Below are 18801 nucleotides of genomic sequence, written 5' to 3'. Positions count from 1 at the left end.
AGCGTCACCGTCACGCCCGAGCAGGATGCGTTTGACGACAGCGCCAGCACCACCGCCGGCCAGAGCGTGATCATCAATGTGCTCGCCAACGATGCCTTCGAGGGCACGGGCGTGGCCATCACCGGCACCTCCCAGGGCGCCAAGGGCTCGGTCACCATCAACGGCAACGGCACGCTGACCTATACCGCACAGGCCGGCGCCAGCGGCACGGACACCTTCACCTACACCGTCAAGAGCGCCGACGGCACACCCGAGACGGCCACCGTCACGGTCACCATTGGCCAGAACGCCACCACCATCGGCGGCCAGACTTCCGGCACGGGCGCCGAGGATGGCGGCGCCATCACCGGCCAGCTGACCTTCACCGATCTCGATGGCCAGCACGCCAGCACGCCCTGGAGTGTTTCCGGCCAGGCGGGCAACGGCGTGGCCAGCATCGATGCCAGCGGCAACTGGAGCTATGCGCCGAAGGCGGATTTCAGCGGCAGCGACAGTTTCACGGTCACCTTCATGGATGCGCTGGGCAATTCCAGCACCCAGGTGGTCTCTATCACCGTCACGCCCGAGCAGGATGCGTTTGACGACAGCGCCAGCACCACCGCCGGCCAGAGCGTGATCATCAACGTCCTCGCCAACGATGCCTTCGAGGGCACGGGCGTGGCCATCACCGGCACCACCCAGGGCGCCAAGGGCTCGGTCACCATCAACGGCAACGGCACGCTGACCTATACCGCACAGGCCGGCGCCAGCGGCACGGACACCTTCACCTACACCGTCAAGAGTGCCGACGGCACACCCGAGACGGCCAGCGTCACGGTCACCATTGGCCAGAACACCAGCACCATCGGCGGCCAGACTTCCGGCACGGGCGCCGAGGATGGCGGCGCCATCACCGGCCAGCTCACGGCCACCGATCTCGATGGCCAGCACGCCAGCACGCCCTGGAGTGTTTCCGGCCAGGCGAGCAATGGCACGGCCAGCATCGATAGCAACGGCAACTGGAGCTATACGCCGAAGGCGGATTTCAGCGGCAGCGACAGTTTCACGGTCACCTTCATGGATGCGCTGGGCAATTCCAGCACCCAGGTGGTCAGCATCACCGTCACGCCCGAGCAGGATGCGTTTGACGACAGCGCCAGCACCACCGCCGGCCAGAGCGTGATCATCAACGTGCTCGCCAACGATGCCTTCGAGGGCACGGGCGTGGCCATCACCGGCACCACCCAGGGCGCCCAGGGCGCGGTCACGGTCAACGGCGATGGCACGCTGACCTATACCGCCGGCACCAGCGCCAGCGGCAGCGACACCTTTACCTACACCGTCAAGAGCGCCGATGGCACACCCGAGACGGCCAGCGTCACGGTCACCATTGGCCAGAACACCAGCACCATCGGCGGCCAGACGTCCGGCTCGGGCGCCGAGGATGGCGGCGCCATCACCGGCCAGCTGACCTTCACCGATCTCGATGGCCCGCACGCCAGCACGCCCTGGAGTGTTTCCGGCCAGGCGGGCAACGGCACGGCCAGCATCGATAGCAACGGCAACTGGAGCTATACGCCGAAGGGGGATTTCAACGGCGCGGACAGTTTCACGGTCACCTTCATGGATGCGCTGGGCAATTCCAGCACCCAGGTGGTCTCCATCACCGTCACGCCCGAGCAGGATGCCTTTGACGACAGCGCCAGCACCACCGCCGGCCAGAGCGTGATCATCAACGTCCTCGCCAACGATGCCTTCGAGGGCACGGGCGTGGCCATCACCGGCACCACCCAGGGCGCCAAGGGCTCGGTCACCATCAACGGCAACGGCACGCTGACCTATACCGCACAGGCCGGCGCCAGCGGCACGGACACCTTCACCTACACCGTCAAGAGTGCCGACGGCACACCCGAGACGGCCACCGTCACGGTCACCATTGGCCAGAACGCCACCACCATCGGCGGCCAGACGTCCGGCACGGGCGCCGAGGATGGCGGCGCCATCACCGGCCAGCTGACCTTCACCGATCTCGATGGCCCGAACGCCAGCACGCCCTGGAGTGTTTCCGGCCAGGCGGGCAATGGCACGGCCAGCATCGATAGCAACGGCAACTGGAGCTATGCGCCGAAGGGGGATTTCAGCGGCAGCGACAGTTTCACGGTCACCTTCATGGATGCGCTGGGCAATACCAGCACCCAGGTGGTCTCTATCACCGTCACGCCCGAGCAGGATGCGTTTGACGACAGCGCCAGCACCACCGCCGGCCAGAGCGTGAACATCAATGTGCTTGCCAACGATGCGTTCGAGGGCACGGGCGTGGCCATCACCGGCACCTCCCAGGGCACCAAGGGCTCGGTCACCATCAACGGCAACGGCACGCTGACCTATACCGCACAGGCCGGCACCAGCGGCACGGACACCTTCACCTACACCGTCAAGAGTGCCGATGGCACACCCGAGACGGCCACTGTCACGGTCACCATTGGCCAGAACGCCACCACCATCGGCGGCCAGACTTCCGGCACGGGCACCGAGGATGGCGGCGCCATCACCGGCCAGCTGACCTTCACCGATCTCGATGGCAAGCACGCCAGCACGCCCTGGAGTGTTTCCGGCCAGGCGGGCAATGGCACGGCCAGCATCGATAGCAACGGCCATTGGAGCTATGCGCCGAAGGCGGATTTCAGCGGCGCGGACAGCTTCACGGTCACCTTCATGGATGCGCTGGGCAATTCCAGCACCCAGGTGGTCAGCGTCACCGTCACGCCCGAGCAGGATGCTCCCACCGGCCTCCCGGTGATCACGGGCTCGCCCTCCAAGGGTCAGACGCTGGGTGTGGATACCTCGGGCATTGCCGATGCCGATGGCCTGGGGCCGTTCAGCTATCAGTGGTATCGCGATGGCGTGGCGGTTTCCGGTGCCACGGGCACGGGTTACACACTCACCAATGCCGATGTGGGCAAGAACATTTCCGTCAAGGTCAGCTACACCGACGGTGGTGGCACCAACGAGTCGCTCACCAGCGCGTCCGTGGGGCCGGTGACCAACGTCAACAGCGCACCCACCGGCCAGGTCACGATCGATGGCTCGCCCTCCAAGGGCCAGACGCTGACGGCCAATACCGCCACCGTTGCCGATGCCGACGGCCTGGGGCCGTTCAGCTATCAGTGGTATCGCGACGGTGCCCCCATCTCTGGTGCCACAGCGACAACTTACACCCTCATCGATACAGATGTGGGAACGCATATTTCCGTACAGATTCGCTATACCGACGGCGGTGGCACCCAAGAGTCACTCATCAGTGCCACCGTAGGCCCAGTCAGCAATCAGATAGCGCCTAACCCTGGCATCGACCCAACGCCCAACCCAACGCCCAACCCAACGCCCAATCCAGTACCCACCCCAGCCCCCTCCCCCCTACCCCAAACGCCGGTTGAAACACCTTCAGACACATCGTCGGGTACGCCGCCAGTCAGGGAAAACAATGCCTTCCCTCTACCTGAAGACGTCAGCGCACACGATTCCATCAGTGACGAATCTCGCTTGACTCTGGTTCAGTGGCAGGAATCGACGCCAACATGGAGACACACACTGGAAAGCATGGCAGATGGGCAGTCGAACCTGGACATCGAAATTCCCGAGAATATGCTGAACGATGCACTTCAGGATATGTCATTCGCCCTGCAACAGTTGCACGGCTACGGCAGCACACACTCAACCGACGATGGCGAGGAACTTTGGCCCCTCTCGCACACACCGTTGCAACGGCTCGATAACATCACCGTGGCTGGCATCGCCGTGTCGCTTGGCCTGTTGGCGTGGGCCGCACACAGCAGCATGTTGCTGGCCAGTTTTCTGGCATCCACGCCCGCCTGGCGCAGCCTGGACATATTGCCGGTACTGGGCGGTAAAAAAGATGACGACACCGCACCGGACGAGGAAGACATTTCGATCCGCGCGCGTACCGGCCAGCAACGTAGCGATCAGAACGTGGAAGAACTATCGTGAGCCCACCCATGACACCACCGCACAAGCACTGGCGCCCACGCCTCCTGCGCTGGCTCGGCAACCCTGCTTCCAGAGTGGCGCTGGGGATGGTGGCGTTAATGGTCATGTTGATTCTCGTAGTCAACATGCTCACAGGGGGGCTGATACCAGACCCGACAGAACGGGCGCGTCATGAACGCAAGCTGGCCTTGCAACTAATGAGCGGCCAGGTCGCCTACGCCCTGCAAACGCAAGGCACAAGCCAGCTTCCCCAAGTCTTGGCTCAGTCTTTGCAAAAACATCCCAACATCTTGTCAGCTGCCGTAGTCATCCATGACGGTCGTATCATCTCCACCCCCGGCCATGCAGCATTCTGGCAACTCGCGCCTGAGGCAGCGTCCACACTAGAGAACATGCGCAGCACGCTCTCCGCCAACGGCCAACCCTGGGGTGAATTACAACTGAGCTTTGCCCCAGTGCTTCCGACCAGCGTGTTAGCCTGGTTACGCCAACCGCTGGTGTTAAGTTTTCTGGCACTGGCAGCATTGGGTTTTGCCACATTCCAACTCTACCTGCGGCGCGCCATGGTATATCTCGACCCGAGTCGTGTCGTTCCGCAACGGGTACGCGCGGCGCTGGATATCTTGGTCGAAGGCATTCTGGTATTAGATACCGAGAGCAAAGTGATGTTGGCCAACCGCGCTTTCGGCACCATGACGGGCGACCACGCTCCCTTAACAGGCCGCTCCCTCGATAGTCTTCAATGGCTCATGGCCGCGTTGCAGAAAAAAAACGCACCCCCTCCTTGGCACCTGGTTTTGCAAACCAACCAACCCAAACTTGGCCTGAACCTGGAACTCGATACGCCCAACGGCATAGTGCACACCGTAATGAATTGCTCCCCCATCAGCGACGGCAATGAGACAACCCGTGGCTGCCTGGTGACCTTATCCAACATCACCGAACTCCACGAACGCACCGAAAGTTTGCTGAAAACCATGTCGGAATTGGAAGCCTCGCGCGAAGAAATTCGCCTCAAGAACGAGGAACTGATCGTGCTCGCGACCCGCGACCCGCTCACCGGATGCCTGAACCGGCGCGCTTTTGCAACTGAAAGCACCAAACTGATCGCCGATGCGGAAAACAATGGCCAAACCGTCTGCTGCGTGATGTGTGATATTGACCACTTCAAGCGCATCAATGACACCTATGGCCACGCCGGCGGCGACCTGATTTTGCAAGCCACTGCCAAATCATTGGCTGGCGGGCTGCGCCCCCATGACCTGTTGGCGCGCTTTGGCGGGGAAGAATTCTGCATCCTGCTCCCCAACACTCATCTCACCCAAGCGCGCGAGATTACCGAGCGCCTGCGTGCCGAGATTGAAGCGTATCTCGGTCAAACCCTGCGAGACCAAAAAAATGTGCGCATTACCATGAGCTTTGGCATAGAACAACTTGGTGTACGCAAAAGCAACATCGACTCCGTCATCGATTTGGCCGACCAGGCGCTGTATTACTCCAAGCAAAACGGCCGCAACCGAGTCACCGCGTATGAGGATTTACTGCAAAAAGACTCGTGTTAGCTCTTGTACGGTCATATACACCGTAGAAACTGGGCGCTTACCCTGCAAAAACCTTTTGAAAAGCTTGGCGCGCAGGCGCACAGACCATCACACCAAGACAGCCCGATTACTGCTGCGCCAGCGCCGCCGGCGAGCCATACGCCCAGTGGCGCTCCCAGGCAGCGCGCACCATGTTTGGATATTCAGGCCGCCCGAGGCTGCCGTTGTAGCGCCCGAGGGCGCGATATAGATCGCCTTTTTCGATGTCCAGATAGTGACGCAAAATAGTGCAGCCGTAGCGCAGATTGGTGCGCAAGTCGAACAGGGAATCCTCCGGCTGGCCGATCACCTTCACCCAGAACGGCATGACCTGCATGTAGCCGCGCGCCCCGGCGGAAGAAACGGCGTATTTGCGAAAACCCGATTCGACCTGGATCAAACCCAGCACCAGCTGCGGATCCAAGCCCGCGCGAGTGGCTTCGTAATGCACGCTGCGCAACAGATCGAGGCGGTATTCCCGGTTTGGCAGACGTTTTTCCAGACGTGGCGACATGGCGGCCAGCCAATCCGCTGCCGCCAGCGGCGATTTGAAGGAACTCGTCGCCGGGCGCGCATCCGACACCGCCTTATGCAGCGCCGCACGCACGCTGGCGGCCATTGGTTCATATTGCTGCGCGCCAGCAAAAACCTGCGGCGCGCAGACCAAGAGAAGAATGGCGCTCAGGCGGCGCACAGCTTTTCCTCGCACAGCTTTTCCTGTAACCAGGCGGTGAAACCGCTCGCCGCCACCAGCGTCGCCTCGGCTTCGCTACGCCCCTTGTATTCAAACTGCCCTTCGTTCAAACCCCGCTCGCCGATCACCACACGATGCGGCACGCCGATCAATTCCATGTCGGCGAACATCACGCCGGGGCGCTCGTTGCGGTCGTCGAGCACGACATCCACGCCGGCTTGGCGCAGCGCGCCATACAACTGATCTGCCGCCGCCTTGACGGCCTCGCTCTTGTGATAACCCATCGGCACGATGGCAACCGCAAAAGGCGCAATCGCCGCCGGCAACACGATGCCACGCTCGTCGTTCCCCTGCTCGATGGCCGCGCCGACGATGCGCGACACGCCGATGCCGTAGCAACCCATTTCCATGATCTGCGATTTGCCGTTTTCGTCCAGGAAAGCGCAGTTGAGCGCCTTGGCGTATTTCGTGCGCAATTGGAAGATGTGGCCGACCTCGATGCCACGGCATAACTCCAGCGCCCCCTTACCATCCGGCGAAGCATCGCCCGCCAGCACATTGCGCAGATCATGCCCCGTCGGCTCGGGCAGGTCGCGCCCGAAATTGACGCCGGTGAGATGAAAGCCCGCCTCGTTCGCGCCGCACACGAAATCGCTCATCGCCAGCACGGCGCGATCGGCAAAAACCTTGAGCTTGCTAGCATTCACGCCCACCGGGCCGATGTAGCCGGGGAGACAGCCGAGGGCAGCACGGACTTCCTCATCGCTGGCAAAGCGAAAATCTCCCAACCCCGGCAGCTTGCGCGCCTTGATTTCATTGAGTGTGTGGTCGCCGCGCAAGAGCAGCAGGGCAAAGGTTTTTTCGCCCGCTTCCGGCGCATTGACCACTGCGATCGCCTTGACGATGCGCGACAGATCGACGCCAAGAAACTGCGCCACGTCCGCGCAGGCCGTTTTGCCCGGCGTCGCCACTTTCTGCATCGCCTGCTGCGCCGCAGCGCGCGGCGTCGCCGGGGCGACGGCTTCGGCCAGTTCGACGTTGGCGGCGTAGTCGGAATCCGGGCAGAAGGCGATGGCGTCTTCGCCGGAATCGGCCAGCACGTGAAATTCGTGCGAACCATCACCGCCAATGGCCCCGGTATCCGCCGCCACGGCGCGGAATTTCAGGCCCAGGCGGGTAAAGATGCGGCTGTAGGTGGCATACATGTTGTCGTATTCACGCACCAGATCGTCAAATGCGGCATGAAAAGAATAGCCGTCCTTCATCAGAAATTCGCGCCCGCGCATGACGCCGAAACGCGGCCTGATTTCATCGCGAAACTTGGTCTGGATCTGATAGAGATGAATCGGCAACTGACGATAGCTTTTCACGTCGCGGCGCACCACGTCGGTAATCACTTCCTCGTGCGTCGGGCCAATGACGAAATTGCGCTGGTGGCGATCCTTGAAACGCAGCAATTCCGGACCATAGGCCGGGCCGCGACCGGATTCTTCCCATAATTCAAAGGGTTGTACCGCCGGCATCAAGAGCTCCTGCGCCCCGGCGGCATTCATTTCCTCGCGCACGATGTTTTCCACCTTGCGTAACACCCGCAGCCCGAGCGGCATCCAGGTATAAATCCCGGCCGCCGCGCGCTTGATATAGCCGGCGCGCAGCATCAATTTCTGGCTGACGACTTCGGCGTCGGCCGGAGCTTCCTTGAGAGTGGTGAAGAAAAATTGCGAAGTGCGCATAAACAATCTCGAAAATCGTAAAACCTCGATTTTACACCGCCCGCGCCCAAGAATAAGGCCCGGCTGCGCCCGCCGCTTTGCATGCCTTCGCCCTTTGTGAAAGAATCGGGGCAACCCAATATTTACAGCAGGTTTTTTATGCTCGATCGCGAAGGCTTTCGCCCGAACGTCGGCATCATTCTATGCAACGCCAAAAATGAGGTTTTCTGGGGCAAACGCGTCCGTGAACATTCCTGGCAGTTTCCACAAGGCGGCATCAAGCGCGGGGAATCCCCGGAGGCTGCGATGTTCCGGGAACTCCATGAAGAAGTTGGATTGCGCCCAGAACACGTCAGCATCCTCGGCCGAACCAAGGGCTGGCTGCGCTATGAAGTGCCGACACAATGGATCAAACGCGAATGGCGCGGTTCCTATAAAGGCCAGAAACAGATCTGGTACCTCTTGCGCCTGACCGGACGCGACAGCGACATCTGTCTGCGCGCCACGAACAAACCGGAGTTTGACGCCTGGCGCTGGCACGACTACTGGATTCCGCTCGACAGCGTGATCGAATTCAAGCGCGGCGTCTACGAACAGGCCTTGCGCGAATTGGTGCGTTTTCTCGAACCCGGCTACCTGCCCAGCCATCTGCGCGCGCCTAAAACAACGGACATCGCCCCATGATCTGCGCCCGCTTGCCCTCACCCTTGAGCGCACCGCTCTTTGCCGCCCTGCTCTTTGCCTTGAACCCCCCAGGTTTGGCTTTTGACGAAGAGGAAGAGGGGCCTTGGCAGGAAAAATCAATCGCCCTGCCGGCCGCCCCGCAAACGGCGAATCGGCAATCGTTTTATGTCAGTTCCGGCACGCACAACCAATTTTTCATCGACACCGCCAGCCTGAGCGTCGATGCAGACGGCGTCGTGCGCTACATCCTGATCATCGAAACGGCGGGCGGCGCGCACAATGTCAGCTACGAAGGCATACGCTGCAAAAGCGGGGAACGGCGCATTTACGCCACCGGCCGCCCGGACGGCCAATGGACCCCCTCGCGCAACCCCAGCTGGAAAAAAATCAGCAACAATCCGGTCAATCGCCAGCACGCTGCCCTGTATGACGAGCATTTCTGCCCCGGCGGCGTCATCGCCCGTAACCGCGAGCTCGTGCTGAACAGCCTACGCAGCGGACCGCGCCACCCGGACCGGATTTACTACTGAAAATGCAACTCGATCAACTCATCGGGGCCTTCGATCGCGCCCTGCGCACCCTCGCCACCCCCGCCCGCAGCACCCGCCCCTCACCGGGCAGCGCCGCGCCGGAAACGCAACTCAGCACAGAAGAACGCCGCCTGGCCATCGGCTTGATGCGCGTCAATCACTGCGGCGAAGTCTGCGCGCAAGCGCTCTACCAAGGCCAGGCGCTGACTTCCCGGCAACCTGCCGTACGCGCGGCGCTGCAAGAAGCCGCCGCGGAAGAAACCGAACATCTGGCCTGGACCGAACAGCGTTTACAGCAGCTGGGTGGGCGCACCAGCCTGCTCAATCCCCTGTGGTACATCGGCTCGCTCGGCTTGGGTATCGGCGCGGGCATACTCGGGGATCGCTGGAACCTGGGTTTTCTGGCGGCAACAGAGCGCCAAGTCGAAGCCCACCTGGCCAGCCACCTAGAGCGTCTGCCCGCGGATGATCTGCGCTCACGCGCCATCGTCGCGCAAATGCGCAGCGACGAAGCACACCACGCCGACATGGCGGAGGCTTACGGTGCGGCCACCCTGCCATCGTCCGTTCAAAGCGCGATGCGCGCCATGGCAGGCGTCATGACGCGCATCGCGCACCATATTTGAGGCTTGAAGCAGGCCAGACAGCCCCCAAGCGCACGTCTTACTTCAGCCTTCGCCTTCCTCGACGACTTCGTAGTCGGCCGTGATATCCGCCGTTTCACCGAGCATGATGGATGCCGAGCAATATTTGGTTTTGGATAACTCCACCGCTCGCGCCACGGCTTCCGGCTTCAGTTTGCGCCCCGTCACGCGATAGTGAAAATGGATCTTGGTAAAGACCTTGGGATCCTCGCTGGCGCGTTCCGAGGACAAGCTGACCACGCAAGCGCTCACGGCTTGGCGGCTCTTTTTCAAAATCATCACCACATCAAAGGCACTGCAACCACCGGCACCGGCCAGCAAGAGCTCCATCGGGCGCGGCCCCAGATTGCGCCCTCCGGCTTCCGGCGCACCATCCATCACCAGAGCATGTCCGCTGCCGGTTTCCGCCATGAACGACATGCCGGCATCTGCCCCGACCCAGCGCACCACACAATCCATAACACCTCCTCGTGAAAAGACGAATTCTAAATGAGGAACCCCCGCCGCTCGCCTTCATCGCCTGGCGAACAGCCACACACCTCAGAAGACGCTTTGACGCTGCTCCTGCCGGCCAGCAAGCGGGCATACCACCGACTCGCATCGCACGAACGATTGCTGCACAGCAACAAAAACAAACGAATGCACCCTCTACCTTGCGCCCAGCAAGCCCATTAATCTATCCGACACTAATTTACCAATAAAATTAATTATTATTATAATTCAATTAATTAAATTGCATTAAAAACAAAGATAGGCATATAAACAGTCACTTGGTGCGGCGCACAATTTTTCTTGCCGGGGCAGGATTTTTCCTGCACAATGGGAACCGTTCGAGTCGCAAGCAATTTAGCAGTAAGGCGAGCGACTTCCGATTGTCTCCTCCACCCTCCTCTTTTGGTGTGGATTTAACGCGGCTCACGGGCCGCGTTTTTTTTGCCTGAACCAGCCCAAAACAATGCGCACCTGGACGCAAGAACCCAGGTCTTTGATATGCACTTTTTTCTGGGCTTTGATTGACACGTACAAAAACCGCACGTAAAATCCACGGCTTTCTCAAATCTGCGCCCATTTTTCAGGACGGCACACATGAAAACGTTTTCCGCCAAGCCACATGAGGTGAAGCGCGAGTGGTTTGTGGTAGACGCCACAGACAAGGTGCTCGGCCGCCTCGCCACCGAAATTGCCCGCCGCCTGCGTGGCAAGCACAAGGCTATTTATACCCCGCACGTTGATACCGGCGATTACATCGTCGTCACCAATGTCGAAAAAATCACTGTCACCGGCAACAAGGCCGAAGACAAGAAGTACTACCGCCACTCCGGTTATCCGGGCGGTATCTACGAAACCAACTTCAAGAAACTGCAGCAACGCTTCCCGGCCCGCACGCTCGAAGCAGCCGTCAAGGGCATGCTGCCGAAGGGTCCGCTGGGCTACGCCATGCTCAAGAAACTGAAGTGCTACGCCGGCGACCAGCATCCGCACACTGCCCAGCAGCCGAAGGCTCTGGAAATCTAAGGGGTCATCATGGCTGAAAGTTATTTCTACGGTACCGGCCGCCGCAAGAGCGCGGTGGCACGGGTGTTCATGAAGCGCGGTTCCGGTGCCATCACCGTGAATGGCAAGCCGGTCGACGAGTTCTTCTCGCGTGAAACCGGTCGCATGATCGTGCGCCAGCCGCTGGCCCTGGTCGAACAGCTGCAAGGTTTCGACATCAAGGTCAACGTCGTCGGCGGCGGCGAATCCGGCCAGGCCGGTGCGGTACGCCACGGCATCACGCGCGCCCTGATCGAATTTGACGCGACACTGAAACCGACGCTGTCTAAAGCCGGTTTCGTCACCCGCGATGCACGCGAAGTGGAACGCAAGAAGGTCGGCTTCCACAAAGCCCGCCGTCGCAAGCAGTTCTCCAAGCGTTAATACCTTGCGCACTGCTCGCAAAAACCGCCTCCGGGCGGTTTTTTGTTTTTCCGTATCCGCGTTATGATCGAAACCTTCGCGGCCCCCCGCCTCACTTTGCCCTAATGCCCACGCCAGCCATCAGCCTGCGCCTGAAACGTTTTCGCCACCGCTTTGGCATCACTGCGCCGCGCGTCGTCGTGCGCACGGCGTATCCGCGGCATTGGCTGTTGAGCATGGTTGCTTTGGCGGCCGTAGCACTTTTCGCCTTGCTCTGGTCGGTCCGCGAACACGCTGCCAACAGCGGCCAACTCGGCGAATTGCAACAACGCGTGAAAGAACAACACGAAGAATTAAGCCTCTTGCGCGGCTCGGTCGGCACCGGCAAAAACGCGGTCAGCATGGAGCGCGCCGCCCAGCAACAACTCCTGGCGCGCATTGCCGCCCTGGAATCGGAAAATGCCGCGCTACGCGAAGACATGCTGATTTTCGAGCGCCTGATTCCCGCTAGCGGACAAACGGCCCAATTGCGCATCGAAAACTTCCGCCTCACGCCAGAAACCAGCGACGGGCGTTACCGTTACCGGTTGTTGATCGCTTTTCAGCCGGCGCAGCGCGGCGAGTTTTTCCGTGGCCGTTACCAAATTACGCTCGTTTACCGCAAGAGTTCCGGGGAAAATGCCGAAATGCGCTTTCCTGCCGAACAAAGCAACATCTTTGAAGTGCGCAATTTTCTGCGCCAGGAGGGCAGCATGACACTGCCGGCGAACAGCACTTTACTCTCGGCCCATGCGCGCATCACTCGCGCCGGCAAACTGGAAGCAGAAGAGCAGATTTCATTCAATGGCAAGAGCTGAACTCGTTTTCATACCTCGCCCCTGAAAAACAAAGGAAGACCGATGTTCGGAATAAAAAACAAAGCGCCTACCCCCGGCCGGATCGACAGCCTGATCGGCGTCGGCACGCGCATCGAAGGCACGGTGCATTTCACGGGCGGCTTGCGCGTCGACGGCGAAATTCACGGCGCGGTCGAAGCCGTCGCCGCTGCCGCATCAACGCTCGTGGTCAGCGATCAGGCGCGGGTCGAGGGTGCCGTGAACGTCTCCCATCTGGTGCTCAACGGCACCATCGTCGGCCCGGTTCATGTCGAGCACACCTTGGAAATGCAGCCCAAAGCGCGCATCATCGGTGATGTCTCCTACGCCAGCATCGAAATGCACCAAGGGGCCGTCATCGAAGGGCGTTTAATCCATACCGCAGCGCCAGCGGAACCAAAACCCGGCGCAACAGACCAAGCAGACCCGGTCTAGCTTTTACGATAATCCACTTTCACTTAGGAGAACCCCATGAGTGCCGCTGAAAAAATTGATCCCTTCGTTTTTACCGATAACGCCGCCAACAAGGTCAAAGAACTGATTGAAGAAGAAGGCAATCCGGCGCTGAAACTTCGTGTTTTCGTCACCGGCGGCGGCTGCTCCGGCTTTCAATACGGTTTCACGTTCGACGAAGAAGTGGCCGAAGACGACACCACCATGGAAAAGGACGGCGTGATGCTGCTCATCGATCCGATGAGCTATCAATACCTGGTTGGCGCTGAGATCGACTACACCGACGGTCTGGAAGGCTCGCAATTCGTGATCCGCAACCCCAATGCCGCCTCCACCTGCGGCTGCGGCTCGTCTTTCTCGGCCTGAACGCTGCGCTTTTCCTAAACACGGCAGCCGCTTAGCGCAGCACGCACCGGCTCCCGTTTTTGTCTTACGCTGACCGCATGTACGCACAAAACAACCTTCACTTCCGGCTCCTTGAAGACATCGCCCGCGAGTTGTCGGGCGACGTCAACTTTCCGACCTGCATGGATGCCGCCTTGATGGTGCGTAATACACTGAAAGACCCGAACGTCGGCATCGACAAAATCGTTCTCGCCGTCAGCATGGAGCCGCTGATTGCCAGCAAACTCTTGCAACTGGCCAATTCGGTGAGCTACAACCCTTCCGGCAAAACCCTCTCCGACTTGGGCAGCGCGGTGCAACGTCTGGGCTTTGATACCGTACGCACCGTGTCGCTCGCCGTGGCGATGGATCAAATGCTGAAGTCGCGCAATCTCGCGGCCTATCAGGATCTGGCGCAGCAGGTTTGGGCGCACTCCATCCATACTGCCGCCATTGCCCGCGTTCTGGCACGCCGCCTGGGGCGTATCAGCCCGGATGATGCGATGATGGCCGGCTTGGTGCACGACATTGGCATTTTCTACCTGCTCTACCGCGCCTCGGAATACGCGGAATACCAGGAAAACCGCCCCGCCGTGCTGGAGCTGATTCAAGGCTGGCATGAGGGGATAGGAGAAAGCCTCTTGCACGCGCTCGGCATTCCTGAACGTATTTGCGATGCGGTGCGCGACCACGAGCATCTGCGCCAGGTCGACACCCCATGCACCGTGCGCGATGTGCTCTATTTCGCCAATCTTTTGGGCGGCGATGACAGCCAGTGGAAAATGCCAGAACCTGAAGACGCCGCCAGCCAGGCACAACGGGCGGCGGATCAAGAACGTTTTCATGATCTCATCGCCGAGGCCGAAGAAGATATCGCCGCCGTGCGTGCCTCTCTCAGTTTTCACGCATGAAAACTGCCGCCACGCCACCGCTTGCCCTGGCCAAGTGCCTCGTTTTCTGCCTTTCTCTGCTGCCGGCCTGCCTCCTGTGGTGGGATTTCGAGCACAACCTACTCGGCAGCGAACCGATCGAAGCCGTACAAGGAAACAGCGGGCGCTGGGCGCTGCACTTCTTGCTGCTCGCCCTGTGCATTTCCCCCTTGCGTGCACTCACCCAACTGCACTGGCTGCAACGCCTACGCCGCATGCTCGGCTTGTTCGCTTTTTTCTATGCCTGCCTGCATCTTCTGGCTTTCGCCGGTCTGAACAACGATTTCAGCATCTTGAGCATGTTGCAGGACATCCGCCGCGAGCCGATGATACTCGCCGGCCTGCTGGCTTTCGTGCTCCTCATCCCCTTGGCCGCCACCTCCAGCAACTACGCCGTACATCGCCTGGGGGGGCGGCGCTGGCAGGAATTGCAGCGCAACATTTACCCCATTTCGATTCTGGCCTGCCTGCACTTTCTCGGCCAGACTGCCGTTGCCGACTGGCCGCTGCCGCTGGCTTACAGCGTTTTCCTCGGCCTGCTTCTGTGGTGGCGCATCCAGGAACGCCGGCGCAAGGCGCAAGCAGAAAGCGCCATAGCGACGCCGGCCGCCACGACCAAACCCATCCAGTTTTACCGGCAGCGACCGAAGTAGACGAGCAAGAATCTCTGGTCCGCGAGGCGCTCGGGTATCATGCCCAGCAAATAACAGCATTTGCATAGCCACAACGCTACTCAAGGGATTTTTTGCCATGAAAACACCCCGCCCGTTCGCCGCCCGTAATCTGCTCGTTCTCCTCCTGATGGGCGCAGCCCTGGCTTTGGGTTTCTTCATCCAATCCGGCCAAGCACCAAAGGAGGCAGCGCGCCTGGTCGACGATGACAACAGCGCATTTGAAATCATCGACGCGGCGCACCGTGAATTCGACGGCTCCCCCGCGCTCGCCCTGAGTTTCAGCCTGCCGCTGGATGCCCGCAGGCAGGCGGGCGATTTCATTCAGGTCTTGGAAATGCCGGCACGCGCCGAGGATCTGCGGCAAATGCAGGAGGCGGACAGCGACGGCTACGACGGCAACGATTCCACGCTTTCGAGCGAAGTCAGCACGGCGAGCGCCGACACCCAGCTCGAGGGCGGCAAACCGGTCAGCGGTGCCTGGGTCGTGGGCGACAATCCCCGTTTGATTTTCTTTCCCGGGATCAAACCACAAACCCGTTACCTGATCCGGGTCCAAAATGGCTTGGCGGCGCGCAACGGCAAAACCCTCGCCACAGAACAGCGCTACGCCGTGCGCACGGCAGCCATCGCCCCGAGCTTTTATTTTTCCAGCCGGGGCATCGTTCTCCCGGCAGGGCAAAACGGCGGTTTACCGGTGACCACCGTCAATGTGCCGGAAGTAGATATCCAGTTTCTCAAAGTCAAAGCCGATGCCCTGCCGGCCTTTCTCGACAAGGTGACGCAGCGCGCGGCCTCGGCGCACAGCGCAAGCGACACGGGCGACACGGGCGACACGGGCGACGAAGAAAACGAAGGTTATTACGAACGCACCGACTTAAAGGGCGCGATCGACAGCTGGACGCTCGATCGCCTGCACAAGATGACGGAGAGCGTTTTCGCCGGGCGCTTCAATACCGAGCAAAAAGCCAACCGGCGCAGCGTCACCTTCATCCCGGTCGAGGGCATTCCCGAACTGCGCGAACCCGGCGTCTACATCGCCGTCATGTCGCAGCCCAAGCGTTTCCGCAGCGAGCAGCAAACCACCTATTTCTACGTCAGCGACCTCGGTCTGCATCTGCGCAAGCACGCCGCCGGCAGCGCTGACGCCTTCGTCAGTTCCCTGGTGGACGGCAAGGCGGTGCGCGATGTTGAAGTGTCCTGGCTGTCCGCCGATGGCAAGCTGCTGGCGCAGGCCAAAACCGACGGCGACGGGCGTGCCGCCTTTGCCGAGCAGCCGCAGAGTGCGCGTGTCGTCATGGCGCGCAAGGGCGAGCAACTGTCACTGATCGCCCTCAAGGAGCCGGCGCTCGATCTCTCCGAGTTCGCCACCAGCGGCCTGATTTCCGCCCCCATCCGCCTCTTTGCCTACAGCGGGCGCAATCTCTACCGCCCCGGCGAAACCTTCAGCGTTTCCGTGCTGGCCCGCGATGCCGACGGCCAGCCGTTGCCGGCGCAGCCGATCCAGGCGCTGCTGCGCCGCCCGGACGGCAAAGCCCAATGGACGGCAAACTGGACGGTCAACAGCAAATTTTCCGGTTATTACCAACAACAAATCGAACTGCCCGCCGATGCCGCCACCGGCACCTGGTGGCTGGAATTACGCGGCGACCCCGCCGCCAAGCAAGCCAGTACCCGCCTGAGTTTCAACGTCGAAGAATTTCTCCCTGAGCGCATGAAACTCGATCTGGGTGCCGCTACCGGCACACTGGCAGCAGGGAGCGGCTGGCCGTTGCAAATCAAAGGCAATTACCTCTACGGCGCACCTGCCGCCGGCAACCGCCTGCTCGGCGTGGTCAACACCGCCCCCAATCCGCAGGCGCTGCCCAGCAAACTGCCCGGCTTCATCTTCGGCGATGCCGACGAGGCCAACGTCCGCCAGCGGCAGGAACTCGAGGAAAGCGCACTCGACGAGCAGGGCAAGGCGCAACTGGAGGTCGATCTGTCCACCCTGGAAAATCGCCGCTCGCCCTTCACCGTACGCGCCACGCTGAGCCTGCTGGAAAGTGGCGGCCGCCCGGTGATCCGTAGCGTCGAACGCACCTGGTGGCCCGCCCCGGCACTGGTCGGCCTGCGCCCGCTATTCAATGGCGAATACGCACGCGAAAATTCGATCGCCGAATTTGAAACCGTACTGGCCGATGCCGAGGGCAAACTGTACGGCGCATCCGCCCTGCCGGTGCGCATCTTCCGCGAAAACCGTGACTGGTATTGGCGCTTCGACGACCAGCGTGGCTGGCATTCCGGCTTTAGCGAAACGGATGAACTGGTCGCCAGCAGCAAGCTGGACATTCCCGCCGGCGGGCGCGGCAAACTGGCGCTACCGGTGAAATACGGGCGCTACCGGGTCGAAGTATTGAACCCGGCCAACGGACTCGTCACCCGCTACCGCTTCTACGCCGGCTGGTTCGCGAAAGACGACGAAAGCCAGGGCGTGCGCCCGGATCGAGTGGCGCTGAAATTCGACAAAGCCAGCTACCGCGAAGGGGAAACCGCCCGCCTCACGCTCACCCCGCCGCACGCCGGCGAGGCGTTGATCACAGTGGAAGGCGACCGCCTGCTATGGTCGAAGCGCATCAGCCTGCCGCGCGAAGGCGGCAGCATCGAGTTGCCGATTGCCCCGGAATGGAAACGTCACGATCTTTACGTCACCGCCCTGGTGCTACGTCCGGGCAACGGCGGCAGCAAGGTGACGCCGGCGCGCGCCCTGGGCATTGCCTATCTGCCGCTGACGCGTGACGAGCGCAAGCTGACGGTCAGCCTCGATGCGCCGCAGAAGATGGAGCCGGATCGCCCGCTCAAGGTCAAGATCAAAGTGCCGCAAGCCACGGACGGGCAGGCCATGGTCACGCTCTCGGCGGTGGACGCCGGCATTCTCAACATCACCAATTTCAAAAGCCCCGACCCGTTCGCCTTCTTCTTCGCCAAGCTGCGTTACGGCCAGGATTTGTACGACATCTATGGCCGCCTGATCGAAAAAATGGCCGGTCAAAAAGGCAAGCTGAAATGGGGCGGCGATGCCGCGCCCAAGGCGACGCGCAGCCTGCCAAAGAAAGTGCGGCTGGTCGATCTGTTCAGCGGCCCGGTGGCACTGGACGCCAAGGGCGAAGCCGAAATTAGCCTGCCGGTGCCGGATTTCAACGGCAGCCTGCGCCTGATGGCGGTGGCCAGCAGCGCCGGGCGTTTCGGCATGCAGGAAACCGACGTCACGGTCGCCGCGCCGCTGGTGGTCGAACTCGCCACGCCGCGCTTCCTCTCCATCGGCGACGCTGCGCTACTCGCGCTCGACGTGCACAATCTGGCCGGCAGCGAGCAGGAAGTGAATATCCATGTCAGCAATGCCGATGGCCTGCTGATCCGCGACGCCACGCAGAAAATCAAGTTGCGCGACCAACAAAAACGCACCGTGCGCATCCCGTTCGAAGCCGGCTCGGCACACGGCCTGACCGAAGTCCAGGTCCGCATCGACAGCCCGCGCAGCAAGCTCACCCGCAGCTTCCCTCTGCAGGTGCAAGCACCGACGCCACGGCAAAATCTGACCCGACGCCACATCGTCGAAGCAGGCGAAAGCTTGACCCTCCAGGAAAGCGAACTTGGCGGCTTCCTGCCGCAAACCGTCAGCGCCAATCTCGCCGTTTCCGACCAACCGCCCATCGACGTGCGCAGCGCCGTGCGCGGCCTGCTCACCTACCCCTACGGCTGCACCGAGCAGACCACCAGCAC

The 18801-nt window shown here is 61.2% G+C and carries 16 protein-coding genes; 13 read left to right on the top strand and 3 right to left on the bottom strand.

Annotated elements, in window-relative coordinates; translation table 11 throughout:
- Together ACM62Q_RS10800 and ACM62Q_RS10795 are read left to right on the top strand one after the other, a co-directional pair.
- On the top strand, positions 1 to 3987 hold a 3987-nt coding region (locus tag ACM62Q_RS10800), incomplete at its 5' end, for a beta strand repeat-containing protein (RefSeq protein WP_415036421.1).
- Between the two features lie 8 nt (positions 3988 to 3995).
- Complete coding sequence (locus ACM62Q_RS10795; RefSeq protein WP_415036419.1) at positions 3996 to 5549, top strand: diguanylate cyclase; 1554 nt, start codon at positions 3996 to 3998, stop codon at positions 5547 to 5549.
- 106 nt (positions 5550 to 5655) lie between these two features.
- On the opposite strand, the gene ACM62Q_RS10790 is transcribed toward ACM62Q_RS10795, so the two are convergent.
- Positions 5656 to 6261: a transglycosylase SLT domain-containing protein gene (locus ACM62Q_RS10790; protein WP_415036417.1), complete on the bottom strand. Its 606-nt coding sequence runs from the start codon at positions 6259 to 6261 to the stop codon at positions 5656 to 5658.
- Positions 6249 to 7994 carry a proline--tRNA ligase gene (locus tag ACM62Q_RS10785; protein WP_415036415.1) on the bottom strand — a complete coding sequence of 582 codons (1746 nt, stop codon included), beginning with the start codon at positions 7992 to 7994 and terminating at the stop codon, positions 6249 to 6251. Before ACM62Q_RS10785 ends, ACM62Q_RS10790 begins: the two co-directional genes overlap by 13 nt.
- Before the next feature lie 138 nt (positions 7995 to 8132).
- Here ACM62Q_RS10785 and ACM62Q_RS10780 point away from each other — a divergent pair, with 138 nt between their 5' ends.
- Genes ACM62Q_RS10780 through coq7 form a run of 3 tightly spaced genes read left to right on the top strand, consistent with a single transcriptional unit; the run spans position 8133 to position 9813 of the window.
- Positions 8133 to 8657: an RNA pyrophosphohydrolase gene (locus ACM62Q_RS10780; RefSeq protein ID WP_415036413.1), complete on the top strand. Its 525-nt coding sequence runs from the start codon at positions 8133 to 8135 to the stop codon at positions 8655 to 8657.
- Entirely contained in the window at positions 8654 to 9187 is a 534-nt protein-coding gene (locus ACM62Q_RS10775; RefSeq protein ID WP_415036411.1) for a CNP1-like family protein, read from the top strand. Before ACM62Q_RS10780 ends, ACM62Q_RS10775 begins: the two co-directional genes overlap by 4 nt.
- 2 nt (positions 9188 to 9189) lie before the next feature.
- Positions 9190 to 9813: a 2-polyprenyl-3-methyl-6-methoxy-1,4-benzoquinone monooxygenase gene (gene coq7, locus ACM62Q_RS10770; protein ID WP_415036409.1), complete on the top strand. Its 624-nt coding sequence runs from the start codon at positions 9190 to 9192 to the stop codon at positions 9811 to 9813.
- A 42-nt stretch (positions 9814 to 9855) separates the two neighbouring features.
- Here coq7 and ACM62Q_RS10765 read toward each other — a convergent pair whose 3' ends face one another.
- The gene (locus tag ACM62Q_RS10765; protein ID WP_415036407.1) at positions 9856 to 10290 is read right to left on the bottom strand and encodes an OsmC family protein; all 435 of its coding nucleotides are present in this window, start codon (positions 10288 to 10290) and stop codon (positions 9856 to 9858) included.
- A gap of 627 nt (positions 10291 to 10917) precedes the next feature.
- Here ACM62Q_RS10765 and rplM point away from each other — a divergent pair.
- From rplM to ACM62Q_RS10725, 8 genes are all read left to right on the top strand, one after another.
- Positions 10918 to 11346, top strand: a complete 429-nt coding sequence (gene rplM / locus ACM62Q_RS10760; protein WP_415036405.1) for a 50S ribosomal protein L13 — start codon at positions 10918 to 10920, stop codon at positions 11344 to 11346.
- A gap of 9 nt (positions 11347 to 11355) precedes the next feature.
- Positions 11356 to 11748, top strand: a complete 393-nt coding sequence (gene rpsI, locus ACM62Q_RS10755; RefSeq protein ID WP_415036403.1) for a 30S ribosomal protein S9 — start codon at positions 11356 to 11358, stop codon at positions 11746 to 11748.
- Positions 11749 to 11852: 104 nt separating this feature from the next.
- Complete coding sequence (locus ACM62Q_RS10750; RefSeq protein ID WP_415036401.1) at positions 11853 to 12584, top strand: DUF6776 family protein; 732 nt, start codon at positions 11853 to 11855, stop codon at positions 12582 to 12584.
- 42 nt (positions 12585 to 12626) lie between these two features.
- Entirely contained in the window at positions 12627 to 13037 is a 411-nt protein-coding gene (locus tag ACM62Q_RS10745; protein WP_415036399.1) for a bactofilin family protein, read from the top strand.
- Between the two features lie 36 nt (positions 13038 to 13073).
- A complete protein-coding gene (gene erpA / locus ACM62Q_RS10740) occupies positions 13074 to 13421 on the top strand; it encodes an iron-sulfur cluster insertion protein ErpA (RefSeq protein ID WP_415036397.1) in 348 nt (115 codons plus the stop codon).
- Positions 13422 to 13498: 77 nt separating this feature from the next.
- Entirely contained in the window at positions 13499 to 14350 is an 852-nt protein-coding gene (locus tag ACM62Q_RS10735; RefSeq protein ID WP_415036395.1) for an HDOD domain-containing protein, read from the top strand.
- Positions 14347 to 15021: a sulfite oxidase heme-binding subunit YedZ gene (locus ACM62Q_RS10730; protein WP_415036393.1), complete on the top strand. Its 675-nt coding sequence runs from the start codon at positions 14347 to 14349 to the stop codon at positions 15019 to 15021. Before ACM62Q_RS10735 ends, ACM62Q_RS10730 begins: the two co-directional genes overlap by 4 nt.
- A 97-nt stretch (positions 15022 to 15118) precedes the next feature.
- Positions 15119 to 18801: alpha-2-macroglobulin family protein (locus ACM62Q_RS10725; RefSeq protein ID WP_415036391.1), on the top strand; the 3683-nt coding region annotated here is incomplete at its 3' end.

It is taken from the genome of Azonexus sp. (assembly GCF_047638095.1).
Lineage (GTDB): Bacteria > Pseudomonadota > Gammaproteobacteria > Burkholderiales > Rhodocyclaceae > Azonexus.
This window is presented reverse-complemented; position numbering and strand designations above follow the sequence as displayed.